The organism is Polaromonas sp. P1_G1, assembly GCF_056405595.1.
The window spans coordinates 19351-33649 of record NZ_JBFUBU010000010.1; the positions used below are offsets into that span (position 1 = coordinate 19351).

Consider the following 14299-nt stretch of genomic DNA (forward strand, 5'->3'; position numbering starts at 1 on the left):
TCCCAAAAGTTATTGCTTGAACCGCAACCGCGGACAGCACGGCCACGAAGCCGTACAAGCAGTGTGCGCCCAAGTTAACTTTTACTTACAAGCCGACTGACGCTGAAGGGACATAAAGCGGGAATACCCCGGGCGATCCGTGGTTTTTTCGCCGAAAAAGGGCGCACCAAGGTAGCGCGAAAAGCCCTTTTCCTGATAGGGCCGGTGTTACAAATTTCGCCCGGCGCTCGCCGCGCGGGACGCGTCAATCTTGCCGAGCAGCCACTGCAGGCCGGCCAGGTGCTGCTGGTCGTGGCTGCACAGGTAGTGCACCAGGCTGCGCAAGGTCAGCGCGCCGTAGCCTTCGAATTCCGCCCTGCGGTCCAGCTGCAGCGGCGTGACAGCCGACAGCATCGCCATCGTTTTGAGGCGGGCCGCCCGGAACGCCGCCAGGGCTTCCCGCGCGTCGGCTGCTGCGTAATGGCGCTCCTTCTCAAGCTCATAGCCATCCAGCGATGCCAGCACCGGGTTCGTCTCGGTAAGCGTGCGCTGGAGCCGCACATGGTAGCCGTCGATCTCGATGTCCCTGACATGGCAGACCTGGCCCAGCGCCGAAAAAGTCTCGCTCGGGATGCCCTCCCACGACGAAGGCGTCCAGTCGCTGTGGCTTTCGGGAATGGCCGCGTAAAACTGCTCGAGCTGGTTCGGGAAGTCCGCCATCGCCTGCAGGGTAGCGGTATTCAAGGGAGCGCTCATGGTTTGTCGCTCCGAACCGAAGGCCACAGCAGCGCCTGCGCCACGATCACCCTTTCGCCATTGAAGGTCGCCGCCGGCGAGCCGTAAAGTGCATAACCCAGCGCCAGCATCTCACTGACCCGGTGGCAGAAACTCGCGTCATCCGGGCCCGTGAGGAGGCGGTAGGCGGGAAGACCGTCGGGAGGCGTGGTGGCGGGTGAGGTCATGGCGACAGGTGGCGAATGAACGGAGGGCGATATTACCGTGTCCGTTCAAACGCTGCATGGGCGCCCGCCCTCAGGCCTTCGCCATGCCCGGCAGGGCCATAGGGCGGCCCGGCGATTGCATGCCGGTAAAAGCAAAGTCCACCTCAGGCATACGCCCGCTCACGATGTCGGCAATCGCCGCGCCCGAGCCGCAGGCATGCGTCCAGCCCAGCGTGCCGTGGCCCGTGTTGAGGAAGAGATTGGAGGTTTTGCTCTTGCCGATGTAAGGTACGTTGCTGGGCGTCGCCGGCCGCAGCCCGGTCCAGAACTGCGCGCCTTCGCCGTCCGTCATCTCCGGGAAGAGCTGCTTTACGCGGCGCACGATGGCGTTGCAGCGCACCAGGTTCAGCTCGGTGTTGTAGCCATTGAGTTCCGCCGTGCCCGCGATGCGCAGGCGATTGCCGAAGCGCGAGAACACCAGCTTGTACTCGTCGTCCGTCAGGCTCACCTGGTAGGAAGCCGCCTCGTTGATCACCGGCAGCGTCACCGAATAACCCTTGGCCGGGTAGATGCGCAGGCTCTTTCCCAGCCGCTTCGCCCACGGCGCGCTGAAAGCGCCCAGGCACATCACATAGGCGTCGGCCTTCAGCATCTCGACGCGCCCGCCCGCCTCGCCGTGGCCCCCGGCGACCAGCACGCCGTCCAGTTGCCCGCCGCTGGCCAGCACGTCCAGGATGTTGGTGTTGTAGAGAAACTTCACGCCTGCCTGCTCGCAGCGCGCGGCCAGCGCGGCGGTAAAAGCCTGGGCGTCGCCCGACTCGTCGCTGGGCGTCATGCTGCCGCCCACAATGCTGGCGCGGCACTGCGCCAGCGCGGGCTCAATCGCCACACATTCGTCGGCGGTTTTCATGTCAAGTTCACAGCCGTGCTCGCGCATGATGCGCGCCGGCTCCTGCGCCGCGTCGTACTCGGCCTGGCTCGTATAGAAATGCAGGATGCCTTGGGTCTTCGCGTCGTACTGCAGGCCCAGTTCGGCGCGCAGTTTTTGCAGCGCGCCCCGGCTGTACATGCCCAGGTTCACGATCTGCCGGATGTTTTGCGCGGTGCGCGCCGGCGTGCAGTTGCGCAAAAACTCCAGGCCCCACAGCCACTGGTTCACATCGGCCCGCAGCCGGAACAGCAGCGGCGCGTCTTCCCGCGCCAGCCACTGCAGCACCTTGAGCGGCGCACCCGGGTTGGCCCAGGGCTCCGCGTGGCTTACGGAAATCTGCCCGCCGTTGGCAAAGCTGGTTTCCATCGCGGCCGCGCCGCGCCGCTCAACCACCGTGACCTCATGCCCGCGCTGCGCCAGATACCAGGCCGTCGTGACCCCCGTGACACCCGCACCCAAAACCATGACTTTCATGGCAATTCCTTTTTTCAAGCAGAAATGGCAGTTGCGCAAGTGCAATGCCTTGAGGGGGGCTTGAGTCAAAAGAGAGTCATGGCAACCGCCAGGCCATCGCAGGCTTGCGGCCGCTTCCACTGTCCTTGGTACCTGAGAGATTCAGCCGCTGCTTTCGCAACGGCTTTGCTCCTTCGGTGCGCCGCACCTTGCATGCGGCGTCTCTCCAGACGGCTGTGTGTTTCCGGGCAGTACGGGACCTGAGCGATTATGGAAGTTTGCGCCTTCGGTGGCCGCCCTTTGGGGGCAGCGCTCTCCTGCTTGAACGCTTTGAATTTACCACCGAAGCCGCATTTGCCAAGCGCGAATCCGGCGTCCAGTACAGGTCCAGCGGGTTGATTCAGCGGCTTAATAGTAGCTAGCAGGGCGGGCGTTCAGCCTTCACACACCGAACGCACAAACGCGGCCTTGCCTTCGGTATAGGCCTCACGGTCACGCGGGTGCCGGGCCGCCAGCTCCGCCTTGAGCACCGCATAACGCGCCGCCAGCGCGGCATCCGCCCGCAGCGCATCGCGAAAACGCAGGCGCTGTGCCCACAGCCCGCCGCCATGCACCGCCAGATGCAGGTGGTGTGTGCGATGCCCGCCGGCCCAGCGCATCAGCCATTGGCGGTCGACCAGCGAGGCATTAAATTCGGCCGAGGCCGTGTAGCCCTCGGCGCACAGCGGCCCCACCAGCGCCCTGGCCGCCGCCATCGAGGCTACACCGGCCAGGATGTCGATCACCGGCTTGGCGACCAGCCCCGGCACGGCCGTGCTGCCTATGTGCTCAATGGCGATGAAACCATCGGCAAACAGGGACAGCAGCCGTTCGCGCTCCGCCTCGAACAGGCCGGGCCAGCCTGGATCATAGGCCCGCAGCGCTACTTCCTCGTGGATGGCGGCCTGCAGCGACCCGGCGTCCGTCATGGCGTTATCAGGCCCTAACGCAGCGCCACCACCGCCCGGCGCGCCAGCACCAGGCGCTCGTCCAGGTAGGCTCCGTAAAAATCCGGGATCGCCGCGCCCACCAGCGGTTCGGCCAGCTTCTGCCCCTGCGGGCCCAGGAACAGCACCGTGGGCGTGAAAGTCGCCTTCCAGGCCTTGGCCTGCGCGGCCGCGGTCGTGGCCTTGCCGTCAAAACCCGTCAGCGGCGTGTGGCTGTCGGTGACGTTGAGCTGCCAGGCCTCCAGCCCGGTCTCCTTGCGCGCGGGCAGCAGGTAATTGCGCCGCACCAGTTCGCAATAAGGGCAGCCGGGCAGGGTGACCAGCAGCACCAGCGGCTCGCCGCGCGCGGCGGCCAGCCCGGCCGCCGCGGGCAGCGACGCCGGCACCGGCAACGCGCTGTCCTTGGCCTGAGCCTGCAGCGGCCAGGCCAGGCTGCCCGCCAGCGCCGCCGTAAAACCGCGCCTGCCCACTGCCTTCATTCGGCGCACTCCAGCAGGATGTGCGCCAGCGCCGCCGGCTCGGTCACCATGGGGTCATGGCCGGTGGCCAGCTCCACCACCCGTGAATTCGGCAGCCAGGCGCCGCCCCAGAAGGCAGGGTCGCGCACGCGCAGCCGGCTGGGCGTGATGGTCGCCAGCGCCGGTGCTGTGCAGCTCACAAAAGTGCGCGGCACGGCCGCCACGCGCTTCACGTCAAAGTCCAGCGGCGCCTGGTAGGTGTTGCCCGGGTGCGGCGTCTGCCGGCGCTGCACCCAGTCGTGGTCCGCGCCCTGCAGGCCGAACACCTCGGGGTCGGGCGGCGGGAAGCTGAAATTGGCCGTGGCCTGCGCCCCCGCCATGCGCTTTTGCTGCGTGGCCGCGTCGTGCGTGCTGCTCCAGCTTTCGCCCGGCTGCGGCACCACGGCATCCACATACACCAGGTGCTTGAGGCGCCCGCCCATGCGGTCGGCCACGGCCGTTCCTATCATGCCGGCATAGGAATGCACGGCCAGCGTCACCTCGTGCAGCTCCTCGGCCTCGATCAGGTTGATCACGTCGTTGATGTGGGTGTCAAGGTTGATGGCCGGCGACAGCAAATGCGCCCGCTCACCGAGGCCCGTCAGCGTCACGGCAAAGGCCTTGTGGTGGTCCAGCTGCAGCACCTGCGCCACGCGCCGCCAGCACCAGCCGCCATGCCAGGCACCGTGCACCAGAACAAAATTGTGTTTCATCGCGTCACCTCTTTGAATCAGGTATTTGCATCAGGTTTTTGTGCGGACTTGCCGCGTCAAATTGTCTTGCCGCCCTTTAACTCCGACAGCTTCGCGTCGGAATAGTTCAGCAGTTCGCGCAGCACCTCATCGGTGTGCTGGCCCAGCAGCGGCGGCGGCAGGTCGGTGCGCACCGGCGTGGCGCTCAGGCGCATCGGGCTGGAGACCAGCTTCAAGTCGTCCTTCACCGGGTGATGCCATTCGGTCACCATGCCGCGCGCTTCAATCTGCGGGTCGGCAAACACCTCAGCCAGGCTGTTGATCGCGCCGCAAGGCACTTTCGCCGCCTCCAGCGCCGCCAGCCAGTCGGCCTTGCCGCGCGTCTTCATGACCGCTTCCAATATCGGCACCAGCTTGCCGCGGTTCAGCACGCGGTCGCGGTTCTTCGCGAACAGCGGGTTGGTCGCCAGCTCTGGGATATTCGCCACCGCGCAGAACTTCGCATACTGCGAGTCATTGCCCACCGCCAAAATCAAATGGTCTTTGCTGCCGTCAACGGCCGGTGCGACTTCAAACACCTGGTAGGGCACGATGTTCTGGTGCGCATTGCCCGCCCGACCCGGCGCCTTGCCGCTGACCAGGTAGTTGGCACCCAGGTTGGCCAGCATCGCCACCTGCGTGTCCAGCAGCGCCATGTCCACCTGCTGGCCCTCGCCGGTTTTCTCGGCATGGCGCAGCGCAGCCAAAATCGCCACCGTCGCATACATGCCTGTCATCAAATCCGCCACCGCCACGCCCACTTTCTGTGGCCCGCCGCCCAGGTCGTCGCGCTCGCCCGTCACACTCATGAGCCCGCCCATGCCCTGGATCGCATAGTCATAACCCGCGCGGTCGGCATAAGGCCCGTTCTGGCCAAAGCCCGTGACCGAGCAATACACCAGGCGCGGGTTGATGGCTTTCAGCGAGGCATAGTCCAGCCCATAACGCGCCATGTCGCCGACCTTGAAGTTCTCCACAAACACATCGCAGTGCGCCGCCAGCTCCCGCACCAGCGCCTGGCCGGCGGGCTGGGCAATGTCGCAGGTCACCGAGCGCTTGTTGCGGTTGGTGCCCAGGTAATAAGCCGCCTCGGTGTCCGCGCCCTGCGTGTCCTTCAGGAAAGGCGGCCCCCAGGTCCGCGTATCGTCGCCCGTGCCCGGCCGCTCGATCTTGATCACGTCGGCGCCAAGGTCGGCCAGGGTCTGGGTGCACCAGGGGCCCGCGAGCACGCGGGAGAGGTCGAGGATGCGGATGCCGGATAGAGAGTTCATGTGTGGCATTTTGCCTTCAGCGCTGGGTAAGCTTCCTCTGATTGAAGGAGGCGATGCCCGGGACCATAGCCTAATATCCCAGGCTTGGCTTCACAACAACCATCCCTATGCCTGAACAAAACCCTTATGCCCCACCCCAGGCGCAAGTCGCCGACATCGACCAACTGGTGACTGGCGAGCATGCGCCCGCACTCTGGAACCCCAATGCCGCCGCCAGCTGGAGCCTGCTCTTTACCCCGATTTTTGGTGCTTACCTTCACATGCGCAACTGGGAGGCGCTCGGGCAGCCGGAAAAAGCCGCGAGATCGAAGAACTGGATGATTGGAAGCGTCGTCTGTGCCTTGCTTCTTGTCATCATTCCATTCTTCTTGCCGGAATCGAAAGGCGTGGACGCACTTGGACGAGCGTTCGGTTTTGCGCTGCTGATCACCTGGTATTACGCCATTGGCAAGTCGCAGCAGGCATTTGTCCTGGGGAAATTCGGGAAGGCCTATCCGCGACGTGGCTGGTCCAAGCCTTTGCTGGCAGCGGTCGGGGCCCTGATTGCCCTGTTTGTGATCGTTTTCCTTGCGGCGCTTGTCATCGCCATGGGCGGTCGTTAATTTTGGCGGCTGACGGGCTCGGTGACCCCACTAAACTCCAGCCATCCCCAAACGCCAAACCTCAGGCCGCAAGAAGACCACAGGATCATCTCCAATGGAATACAACCCCTACGCACCCCCGCAGGTCAGGACGGAGATGCCGCTCTTGCGTGAAGCCGCCCCCCGACCGGTGGCGGTCTGGCTGATGATCGCCTGGCTTCTGGTATTTGTCCTGTTCTTCGTCATAGGTGTTGTCCGGTTTGTCGGAGCAGCCTTCGCGCACTGGGGCGAAATTCGAAGCTTTGGTCTCCTGGTCGGCTCCCTGGCGTGGCGCCTGGCGCTCATTGCCGTCTTCTTCGCGGCCATATACAGCCTCTATTACCGGCACACATGGAGCCGTTGGCTTGGCGTGATTCTCATCGTCGGTTTTGCCGCCTTCCTTATCTTCAGGCCCGACACCACGTCCTATGACAATGATGCCGAGCGGGTAGGCGGGAACCTGGGCCGCCTCATCATCTTTCCACTCCTTTTTTGGTGGTGGGCCTACGCCCTGGCGTTCTCTTCGAAGGCTAAACGATATTTTTCGAAGCCTTCTTCGGGCCCTCCCGGAAGTCTTCTCCCAGAGCCAGCCACATACAAGGAATCATCTTGACTACGACATTGCTTAGGCTCGCTGTTTCAGGTGTCATGCTTTTTGCGCCAATGCTGGCATTGCAGGTCAACGCCCAGGAACCCGGCACCGCGAGATCCGCACCCGCACCCGCATCAAATGCCCTTGATGCCGCGGGGCCCGGTTGTGTCGGAAAAGAAAAACTCACCAACAAACTGACTCCCGTCGACCTTTACAGGGGCATTTCCAGTTGTATTGAGCAGGAGAATTTTGAACCGGGTGTCTTCATGTACGCCATGGCCGGTGCGTATGGGCGATTCGACACACTCAGGGTTGCCGACGAGTCAGCACATCAAGCCGCCAAGATTTTGCCCATGCTTGCTTTCGAGTCGGGGAACAAGGAAAAGGTCGCGGCCTTTAAGGCCCAAGTGGGTCAGATTCTCGGCAACGACGCAAAGCGCGCGGGCTATTGCTCGGAAGTTGAACGTATCGGCCCCCCGGCCTACTTCCCTTCCTACATGGTGCAGCACGGCCTTGGGGCTGTGACGGGAGCAAAGAACGGCGAGGCAGCGCTGGTTCCGTCTTTCAATCCCAAAGTTTCCTGGAAAGAGGCTGTGCTTGGGTATTTGCAATGCCCGCCGTTGAAGTAGCGGGCGGGTTGGCCTCTCCGAGAGGTAATCTCGCTTTCTACGCACATGAGCTGTGCAAAGCTATCCCTCAGGTTCTTGCGGTCTAAATTGCATCAGGTTTCCCGCCGATGACCTACAAATTTCACTTCCGATGGTTGGTCTTGTACCTTGCTATTGCTACCGTGGCCGTTGGCACGCTCGGAATGTGGTATTTCGCGTCTTACTCGACTTCTCATCTCCAATTGGCGCCGGGCGCGAAGATCACATTCACCGCGTTTCGCTTGACCCCTCAGAGCGCAACAATGTCGATGTACTTTCACAGGAGGTTCGGTGAGCTCAGGAACGAGCTCGGAAAGTTTCCCTCGCACTCCACGGAGAAGGACAACTGGTCCTTCCCGGAGCCGGGAGAGTCTGTCAGGCTCTTGATTGAAGGTGGTGGTGTTCGAACTGTGTACGAAGCTTTGCCGGCGCAACCTGCTGATATGCATCATTGGCGCCGACAGATCGTGCCTTTTGTCGATGACGGTGATCCGAAAAAAGTCCCTTGGCCGCCCGATGAAAAGTCCATGCCAATACTCGGATGGGGCTTCACAACATTTTCTGTGACGGTCCTGGAAGTTGGCGCGCCAATTGCGAACGAGCGTGTGTCGGTCTCCCTGCATTCCGCAATTGCCAATCGTCACGAAGGGTCGCTGTACGACGTTCTCCTGGTGTTTCGGTTCTGGCACATTTTTGCGTTGATCCTGGGCGGGTGGGCGCTACTTCTTCAGTCCATCGATAACAGAGCCAGGCGTGCAGCCCGTGAAGCCTGACAGGTCAATCGATACGGGCCTGCAGCGGCATGAGGCGCTGTCGCCGCGAGTGTCATGCCCCGGCCATTACCAACGTCAGTAGCTTGTTTCACATGAACGACCTATCGGACTATCTCGACAGTACGCATTCGAGCGTGCAGATCGATTTGCACAACAATCAATGGCATTGTGAAAGTGGCGTTCCTAGTCTTCCTGGGTGGTACTACATCAGCACGAATGCGCCGATCAACCTGTTGCAACGCCAGCCACTGTGGAGCTCGACATATCAGCGGGCGAGGGACAAGCAGACGGCCAAGGTCAGGAACTACGACATTCAACAAAGAGCAGGCCGCTTCACGGATAGTCTTGCTCCTTACTTCAACACAAGAGGCGTCTATTCTGGCTTGGCCTCCAAGCTTCTATCCCGCGCAAGAGAGCACACTTTCGCTGATCCTGGCACGGGTGGGTTGGCGCTGGCAAAGTATCCAGAACTCTTTGACTTCGAATGGATATTCCACTTCGTGACTCTCCGCCGATTCATTGCCGACTGTCAATGCAATGAAGTTCTCCTTCGCCTCGGCGAGCAGATGTGGCGTTCGAAGCATGGCTGGCCAGTACTGTGCGCAGAGTGAAACCTGATCCTTCCATCGAGCGGACATGCGACATCAGGTTTCGCCTGCTGTCGCCAGGCGCTCATGACAAACGGTAGACGTGATGGAAGCCACACACGCCGAGATTGCGGATTATTGGTCACGCCACGAGGACGAGTGCGGTTTGTCGGTCGACTGGTCGGAGGCTGAAAAACTTTGCTGGCGATGCGCTCAGGGGCGTAAGCTGCAGCGTTGCCACATCATTCCGCGAGCTTTGGGCGGATCTGAGGAGGTGCATAACCTGGTCCTACTTTGCGGCCAGTGCCACTCCGAGGCTCCAAATGTCGCGGATCCGGCGTTCATGTGGACTTGGCTGCGTGCTCACGCCGTGAGTTTCTACGGGACGTATTGGCACAACAGGGGATTTCGGGAGTACGAATTCATCTATGGCGAAAAGCCCTTCATCGGAGCGAAGGATCCTGAATCGCTGTTGCCTCGGATACGAGCGGCTCTCGAACAATATATGAAGCAGGCAAGTACACACTGGGGTCAGGGAAAACTTAATCCATCAACAATTGCTTGGGTTATTCGTCAGGTAGAGAGGGAGACGCGCGAATGACGTCTAAGCTACAAACACAGGACCGATATTTGCCATGATGAAGAAGACCATCCCCGCTGCCAATCCTGACGCTTATGTCGCCGCCCTGTCCGGCTGGCAGCGTACCCTGGTTGAGCAGCTGCGGGCCACCGTGCTGGACTGCGCCGCACCGGACGAACTCATCAAGTGGGGCCACCTGGTGTATATGTCGAACGGACCGGTGCTACTCATTCGCGCCGAGGAAAACCGTGTGCTGTTCGGCTTCTGGCGAGGGCACCGTCTTCGTGAGATGGACTCGTTGCTAAAACCCGGTGGCAAGTACGAGATGGCGACGAGAGAGTTTCGCGAGGGTGATGAGGTCAATGCCGCTCTGTCGCGCCGCCTCGTCAAGGAAGCGATACGCCTCAACAAGACGCTTGGCGATCCCACCAAGCTTTAGCATTCACGCCGGAAACCCTGGAATCCTCAATGCTCATTACCAACGTTAGGCGATAGGTGGCAGGTTCCGCATTTCCGTCTTCGGCAGATCACTTCCCACCGTTTCGAGGCTCGCTTGAGGGGCAAGGTGTCGCGGCACGCGCAGACGTTGCTCTGCTTGCTTCAGGCTCCGCAAGGGAGGCTCTGGCACTTGCTCGAACGATTCAGCATCCATGGTATCGATGCCAGGCTATCACTTCAGTTGTCGAAAGGAATCGCTCTTTTCACGGAGCTGTGGCTCTGCTGAATGAAGCGCTCGACGCCGCATACAGCCAGGATGAACCGAATCGCGTCGCTTCGGTTTCTTTCTGGCCTCTGGTGTTATTGGCAAAGCTTGATCCACTCAACGCAGCGGCGCACACTTCGAGGCTGCTTGGCATCATTGCCAACGAGCACCACGGCCTGCGACGTCTTGACGGACTTTGTGCGATTTTGAATGCAGTAGCTCCTGTGCCGGAACTCCGCGAACAAGTCCTGTCTCCTCTTCTGGAAACCGCCAAAGTTAGTTCAGGCTGGCGAACTGAGCGGCTTATGAACGGTGCGATTCAAGTACTCGCTACTTACGATCGTGCGGCTGCAATATCCGTGCTCCGGTTACGCCCGATAAGCCGATTCACCAAAGAAAGCCGTGCGCTCCTTACTTCGTCAAGCGGCCCCGAGGCTTCGCAGACGGATCAATAAGTCTTATACGGCAAAAACTTCCCCGACAACACCACATTGACCCGGTCGCCCTTGGGGTCCGGCTGCCGCACGATGTCCATGGAGAAGTCGATCGCGCTCATGATGCCGTCGCCGAACTCTTCGTGGATCAGCTCCTTGATGGTCGTGCCGTAGACGCTGACGATTTCATACCAGCGGTAGATCAGTGGGTCTGTGGGCACGGGCGTGGGCAGCGAGCCTTTGTAGGGCACGACCTGCAGCCATTTCTGCTCTTCGGCCGTCAAGCCAAAAATCTTGCCGATCACTTTCGCCTGTTTGGCGTCGAAGGTCATCTGGCCCAGGCAGCCGGCGGTGACCCATTCCTTGCTGAGGCCTACCTTTTTGGCGACGGATTCCCAGGTGATGCCTTTGCTGACTTTGACGGTGATGATTTTTTCGGTGATGTCGTTGCGGTTCATGGTTTTGGCTCCTGTGTTTGAGGTGGTTTAAAAAAAGAAATGAAGTGGTCGATCAATGCGCCTTGGCGCGCGTGACCAGGAAATCGACGATGTGGTTGCGCAGTTCGTAATAACCGGGCAGGTGGTGCAGGCCGGCGCGGGTGCGCTCCCGGGGCAGCGGGTTGACGACTTCTTCGGCGATGCGGCCTGGTGCGTAGATACCTTCGTTGTCGGTGCCGTTGCTCATCAGCAGGATGCGGTCGGCCAGCAAAATCGCTTCGTCGACGTCATGGGTGATCGTGAAAACCGTCTGCTGGGTCTCGCGCACGATGGCCATCAGTTCGTCCTGGATGGTGCCGCGTGTCAGCGCGTCGAGCGCGCCGAAGGGTTCGTCTAATAGCAGCATCTTGGGCTGGATGGCGAAGGCACGGGCAATGCCGACGCGCTGTTTCATGCCGCCCGAGAGCTGCGAGGGCTTTTTGTCGATGGCGGCGGAGAGTCCCACCATGGCGACGAATTTTTCGACATGGGTGTTGACCTGCGCGGCCGTCCAGTCGGGCCAGCGCGAGACCACGGCGAAGGCGATGTTCTTGCGCACTGTGAGCCAGGGCATCAACGCGTGGCTCTGGAAGACGACGCCGCGCTCCAGGCTGGGGCCGCCTATTTCGCGGTTGTCCATAAACACGTGGCCGGCGCTGGCGCTGTCCAGCCCGGCCAGCACATTGAGGATGGTGGTCTTGCCGCAGCCCGAGTGGCCGATGATGCAGACGAACTCGCCCTTGCTGATGCTGAAGGACACATCGGCAAACACCGGGCGGCCCGGCGTGAAGCTTTTGCTGAGGCCCTCGATTTTGAGAAATCCCTGCTGCATGTTGTGTTCTTTCTTTGGCGTGGCGACAGGGGCGCGCGCTATCGGCTCACTCCACATAGGTCACGGCTTTCTGCAACTGCGCAAACGCCAGGTCCAGCAGCATGCCGACAATGCCTATGACCAGGATGGCGAAGATCACGTTGGTGAGCGAGAGGTTGTTCCACTCGTTCCAGACAAAGTAGCCAATGCCGGTGCCGCCCACCAGCATCTCGGCGGCCACGATGACCAGCCAGGCGATGCCCATGGAGATGCGCATGCCGGTCAATATGGTGGGCGCGGCCGCAGGCAGGATGACCTGGAAGGCCTTGCGCAGGGGGCTGACTTCGAGCGTGCTGGCCACGTTAAGCCATTCGCGCTTGACGGACGCCACGCCGAAAGCCGTGTTGATCAGCATGGGCCAGACCGAGCAGATAAAGATCACAAAGATGCCGGAGATCGACGAGTCCTTGATGGTGTAGAGCGCCAGCGGCATCCAGGCCAGCGGCGAGATCGGCTTGAGCACCTGGATGAAGGGGTCAAACGCGCGGCGCAGCAGCGGCGACATGCCGATCACAAAGCCCAGGGGCACGGCGACCGCGCAGGCCAGCAAAAAGCCCAGGCCCACACGCGCCAGCGAATGGCCCAGCTGGATCAGGATGCCCTTGTCGTTGGGGCCGTTGTCGTAGAGCGGGTTGGAGACCTGCTTCCAGATGGCCGTGCCCATCTGGCCCAGCGTGGGGAAGCCGGTGGTCTTGGTGTTGCCGGGGTCCTTGCCCATCATCTTCTGGTACTCGATCTGCTCGGCGCTCAGGCCCGCGGTGCTGGCCGCGACCGTGCCCGGCGCGGGCAGCGTGGCCGTGTACCAGATGGCGAGAAAGGCCAGGAAGATCAGCAGCGAGACCAGGCCCGCCTTGAGGTTCAGGGACTTCATGAGAGCTTGTTGATGGTGAAGCTTTTCACGTAGTCTTCGGGTTTGGCCGGGTCAAACTCTTTGCCCATGACCTTGAACTTCTTGTACGCACCTTCGGGCGGCTTGAAGCCGGCCAGCGCCATCTGCTTCTTGGCGTCGGTCAACATGAAGACCTTCTCGGCGATCTGTTTGTAATTGACCTCGCCCTTCACATAACCCCAGCGCTTCATCTGCGTGAGCATCCACACCGCCATGCTCTGCCAGGGAACGGGGTCGAAGTTGGCGCGGTCGGGCACGTTGCGGATATTGCCCAGGCCGTCGGCGAACTTGCCGGTCAGCACCTGCTGCAGCACGGCCTCGGGCTGGTTCAGGTACTGCGTGGGCGCGATGACCTTGGCAATCAGGTCGCGGTCCTTGGGCTGGCTGGCCATAAAGGAGGCGCCCAGCACCGCGCGGTACAGCGCGGCGAAGGTGTTGGGGTTCTGCTTGATGAACTCGTCGCTGACACCGAAGGCGCAGCAGGGGTGGCCGTCCCAGATCTCTTTCGACAGGATGTGGATGAAACCGACTTCGTCATACACCGCGCGCTGGTTGAAAGGGTCCGGGCCCAGGAAGCCGTCGATATTGCCGGCGCGCAGGTTGGCCACCATCTCGGGCGGCGGCACCACACGCAGCTGCACGTCGGTGTCGGGGTTCAGGCCGTTCTCGGCGAGGTAATAGCGCAACAAAAAGTTGTGCATGCTGTATTCAAACGGAATCGCGAACTTGAAGCCCTTCCAGTTTTTCGGGTCGCGGTTGTTCTTGTGCTTGACGTGCAGCGTGATGGCCTGGCCGTTGGTGTTCTGGATGCTGGCGACGTTCATGTTGACCTGGTTGGAGCCCAGGCCCATGGTCATGGCCAGCGGCATGGGCGACAGGAAGTGCGAGGCGTCATGCTCCTTGTTGATCATCTTGTCGCGTATCAGCGCCCAGCCGGCGGTCTTGTTGAGCTGCACGTTGAGGCCTTCTTTTTTGTAGAAGCCCAGCGGGTCGGCCATGATCAGCGGGCTGGCGCAGGTGATGGCGATGAAGCCTATCTTGAGGTCCTTTTTCTCCAGCGACTTGCGCTCCTGCGCCATGGCCTGCAGCGCGCCCAGCGGCAGCACCGAAGCAATCGCGGCGCGCGCCGTGCTGGCGCCCACCGCGCGCAGAAAGCCGCGGCGTACGCTGTCGACCGGAAACAGCGCTTTCACCAGGCTGGCTTCCATAAAGCCGTGCGAGAGTTCCTGCGGGTCGGCGGCGGCGCTGCCGTGTTCGCCGGGCGCGTGGTTTTCGCCGCAGGCGCAGCGCAGCATCAGCGGACGGTCGGCATCATAGGCATCGAAACGGTTGGACATG

The 14299-nt window shown here is 61.6% G+C and carries 19 protein-coding genes and 1 riboswitch; of the genes, 8 read left to right on the forward strand and 11 right to left on the reverse strand.

Annotated elements, in window-relative coordinates; translation table 11 throughout:
* Positions 1-207: 207 nt before the first annotated feature.
* The 7 genes from AC1D1Y_RS06460 to AC1D1Y_RS06490 form a co-directional block, all read right to left on the reverse strand.
* On the reverse strand, positions 208-735 hold the full coding sequence (locus AC1D1Y_RS06460) for a DinB family protein (protein ID WP_477681611.1): 528 nt from the start codon (positions 733-735) through the stop codon (positions 208-210).
* Positions 732-941 (reverse strand): DUF1737 domain-containing protein, encoded by a 210-nt coding sequence (locus tag AC1D1Y_RS06465; RefSeq protein WP_477681612.1) that lies wholly within the window; start codon positions 939-941, stop codon positions 732-734. The genes AC1D1Y_RS06460 and AC1D1Y_RS06465 overlap by 4 nt, the downstream gene beginning before the upstream one ends.
* Before the next feature lie 70 nt (positions 942-1011).
* Positions 1012-2343: a D-amino acid dehydrogenase gene (locus tag AC1D1Y_RS06470; RefSeq protein WP_477681613.1), complete on the reverse strand. Its 1332-nt coding sequence runs from the start codon at positions 2341-2343 to the stop codon at positions 1012-1014.
* 92 nt (positions 2344-2435) lie between these two features.
* Positions 2436-2544, reverse strand: a riboswitch (glycine riboswitch).
* A 194-nt stretch (positions 2545-2738) separates the two neighbouring features.
* Positions 2739-3272 carry a GrpB family protein gene (locus AC1D1Y_RS06475; RefSeq protein WP_477681614.1) on the reverse strand — a complete coding sequence of 178 codons (534 nt, stop codon included), beginning with the start codon at positions 3270-3272 and terminating at the stop codon, positions 2739-2741.
* 14 nt (positions 3273-3286) lie between these two features.
* Positions 3287-3769 carry a thioredoxin domain-containing protein gene (locus tag AC1D1Y_RS06480; protein ID WP_477681615.1) on the reverse strand — a complete coding sequence of 161 codons (483 nt, stop codon included), beginning with the start codon at positions 3767-3769 and terminating at the stop codon, positions 3287-3289.
* On the reverse strand, positions 3766-4500 hold the full coding sequence (locus AC1D1Y_RS06485) for an alpha/beta fold hydrolase (protein WP_477681616.1): 735 nt from the start codon (positions 4498-4500) through the stop codon (positions 3766-3768). The genes AC1D1Y_RS06480 and AC1D1Y_RS06485 overlap by 4 nt, the downstream gene beginning before the upstream one ends.
* 56 nt (positions 4501-4556) lie before the next feature.
* Positions 4557-5789, reverse strand: coding sequence for a CaiB/BaiF CoA transferase family protein (locus tag AC1D1Y_RS06490; protein ID WP_477681617.1), 1233 nt, complete (start codon positions 5787-5789; stop codon positions 4557-4559).
* A 107-nt stretch (positions 5790-5896) separates the two neighbouring features.
* On the opposite strand from AC1D1Y_RS06490, the gene AC1D1Y_RS06495 reads away from it, so the two are divergent.
* The 8 genes from AC1D1Y_RS06495 to AC1D1Y_RS06530 all read left to right on the forward strand — a co-directional run bounded on the left by AC1D1Y_RS06495 (position 5897) and on the right by AC1D1Y_RS06530 (position 10746).
* Positions 5897-6391, forward strand: coding sequence for a hypothetical protein (locus AC1D1Y_RS06495; RefSeq protein WP_477681618.1), 495 nt, complete (start codon positions 5897-5899; stop codon positions 6389-6391).
* A 94-nt stretch (positions 6392-6485) separates the two neighbouring features.
* Positions 6486-7022, forward strand: a complete 537-nt coding sequence (locus tag AC1D1Y_RS06500; RefSeq protein ID WP_477681619.1) for a hypothetical protein — start codon at positions 6486-6488, stop codon at positions 7020-7022.
* On the forward strand, positions 7019-7630 hold the full coding sequence (locus AC1D1Y_RS06505) for a hypothetical protein (protein WP_477681620.1): 612 nt from the start codon (positions 7019-7021) through the stop codon (positions 7628-7630). Before AC1D1Y_RS06500 ends, AC1D1Y_RS06505 begins: the two co-directional genes overlap by 4 nt.
* A 107-nt stretch (positions 7631-7737) precedes the next feature.
* Positions 7738-8421 carry a hypothetical protein gene (locus AC1D1Y_RS06510; RefSeq protein WP_477681621.1) on the forward strand — a complete coding sequence of 228 codons (684 nt, stop codon included), beginning with the start codon at positions 7738-7740 and terminating at the stop codon, positions 8419-8421.
* A gap of 92 nt (positions 8422-8513) precedes the next feature.
* Positions 8514-9032, forward strand: a complete 519-nt coding sequence (locus tag AC1D1Y_RS06515) for a hypothetical protein (RefSeq protein ID WP_477681622.1) — start codon at positions 8514-8516, stop codon at positions 9030-9032.
* Positions 9033-9114: 82 nt separating this feature from the next.
* Positions 9115-9609 carry an HNH endonuclease gene (locus AC1D1Y_RS06520; protein WP_477681623.1) on the forward strand — a complete coding sequence of 165 codons (495 nt, stop codon included), beginning with the start codon at positions 9115-9117 and terminating at the stop codon, positions 9607-9609.
* A 34-nt stretch (positions 9610-9643) separates the two neighbouring features.
* Positions 9644-10027 carry a DUF1801 domain-containing protein gene (locus AC1D1Y_RS06525; protein WP_477681624.1) on the forward strand — a complete coding sequence of 128 codons (384 nt, stop codon included), beginning with the start codon at positions 9644-9646 and terminating at the stop codon, positions 10025-10027.
* Positions 10028-10299: 272 nt separating this feature from the next.
* Positions 10300-10746 (forward strand): hypothetical protein, encoded by a 447-nt coding sequence (locus AC1D1Y_RS06530; protein WP_477681625.1) that lies wholly within the window; start codon positions 10300-10302, stop codon positions 10744-10746.
* On the opposite strand, the gene cynS is transcribed toward AC1D1Y_RS06530, so the two are convergent.
* The 4 genes from cynS to AC1D1Y_RS06550 are packed head-to-tail and all read right to left on the reverse strand — an operon-like array spanning position 10740 to position 14298.
* On the reverse strand, positions 10740-11183 hold the full coding sequence (cynS, locus tag AC1D1Y_RS06535) for a cyanase (protein ID WP_477648254.1): 444 nt from the start codon (positions 11181-11183) through the stop codon (positions 10740-10742). The two genes, AC1D1Y_RS06530 and cynS, sit on opposite strands and share 7 nt — an antisense overlap.
* Positions 11184-11235: 52 nt before the next feature.
* Complete coding sequence (locus AC1D1Y_RS06540) at positions 11236-12033, reverse strand: ABC transporter ATP-binding protein (protein WP_477681626.1); 798 nt, start codon at positions 12031-12033, stop codon at positions 11236-11238.
* A gap of 46 nt (positions 12034-12079) precedes the next feature.
* Complete coding sequence (ntrB, locus tag AC1D1Y_RS06545) at positions 12080-12943, reverse strand: nitrate ABC transporter permease (RefSeq protein ID WP_477681627.1); 864 nt, start codon at positions 12941-12943, stop codon at positions 12080-12082.
* The gene (locus AC1D1Y_RS06550) at positions 12940-14298 is read right to left on the reverse strand and encodes a CmpA/NrtA family ABC transporter substrate-binding protein (RefSeq protein WP_477681628.1); all 1359 of its coding nucleotides are present in this window, start codon (positions 14296-14298) and stop codon (positions 12940-12942) included. Before AC1D1Y_RS06550 ends, ntrB begins: the two co-directional genes overlap by 4 nt.
* Position 14299 lies beyond the last annotated feature (1 nt).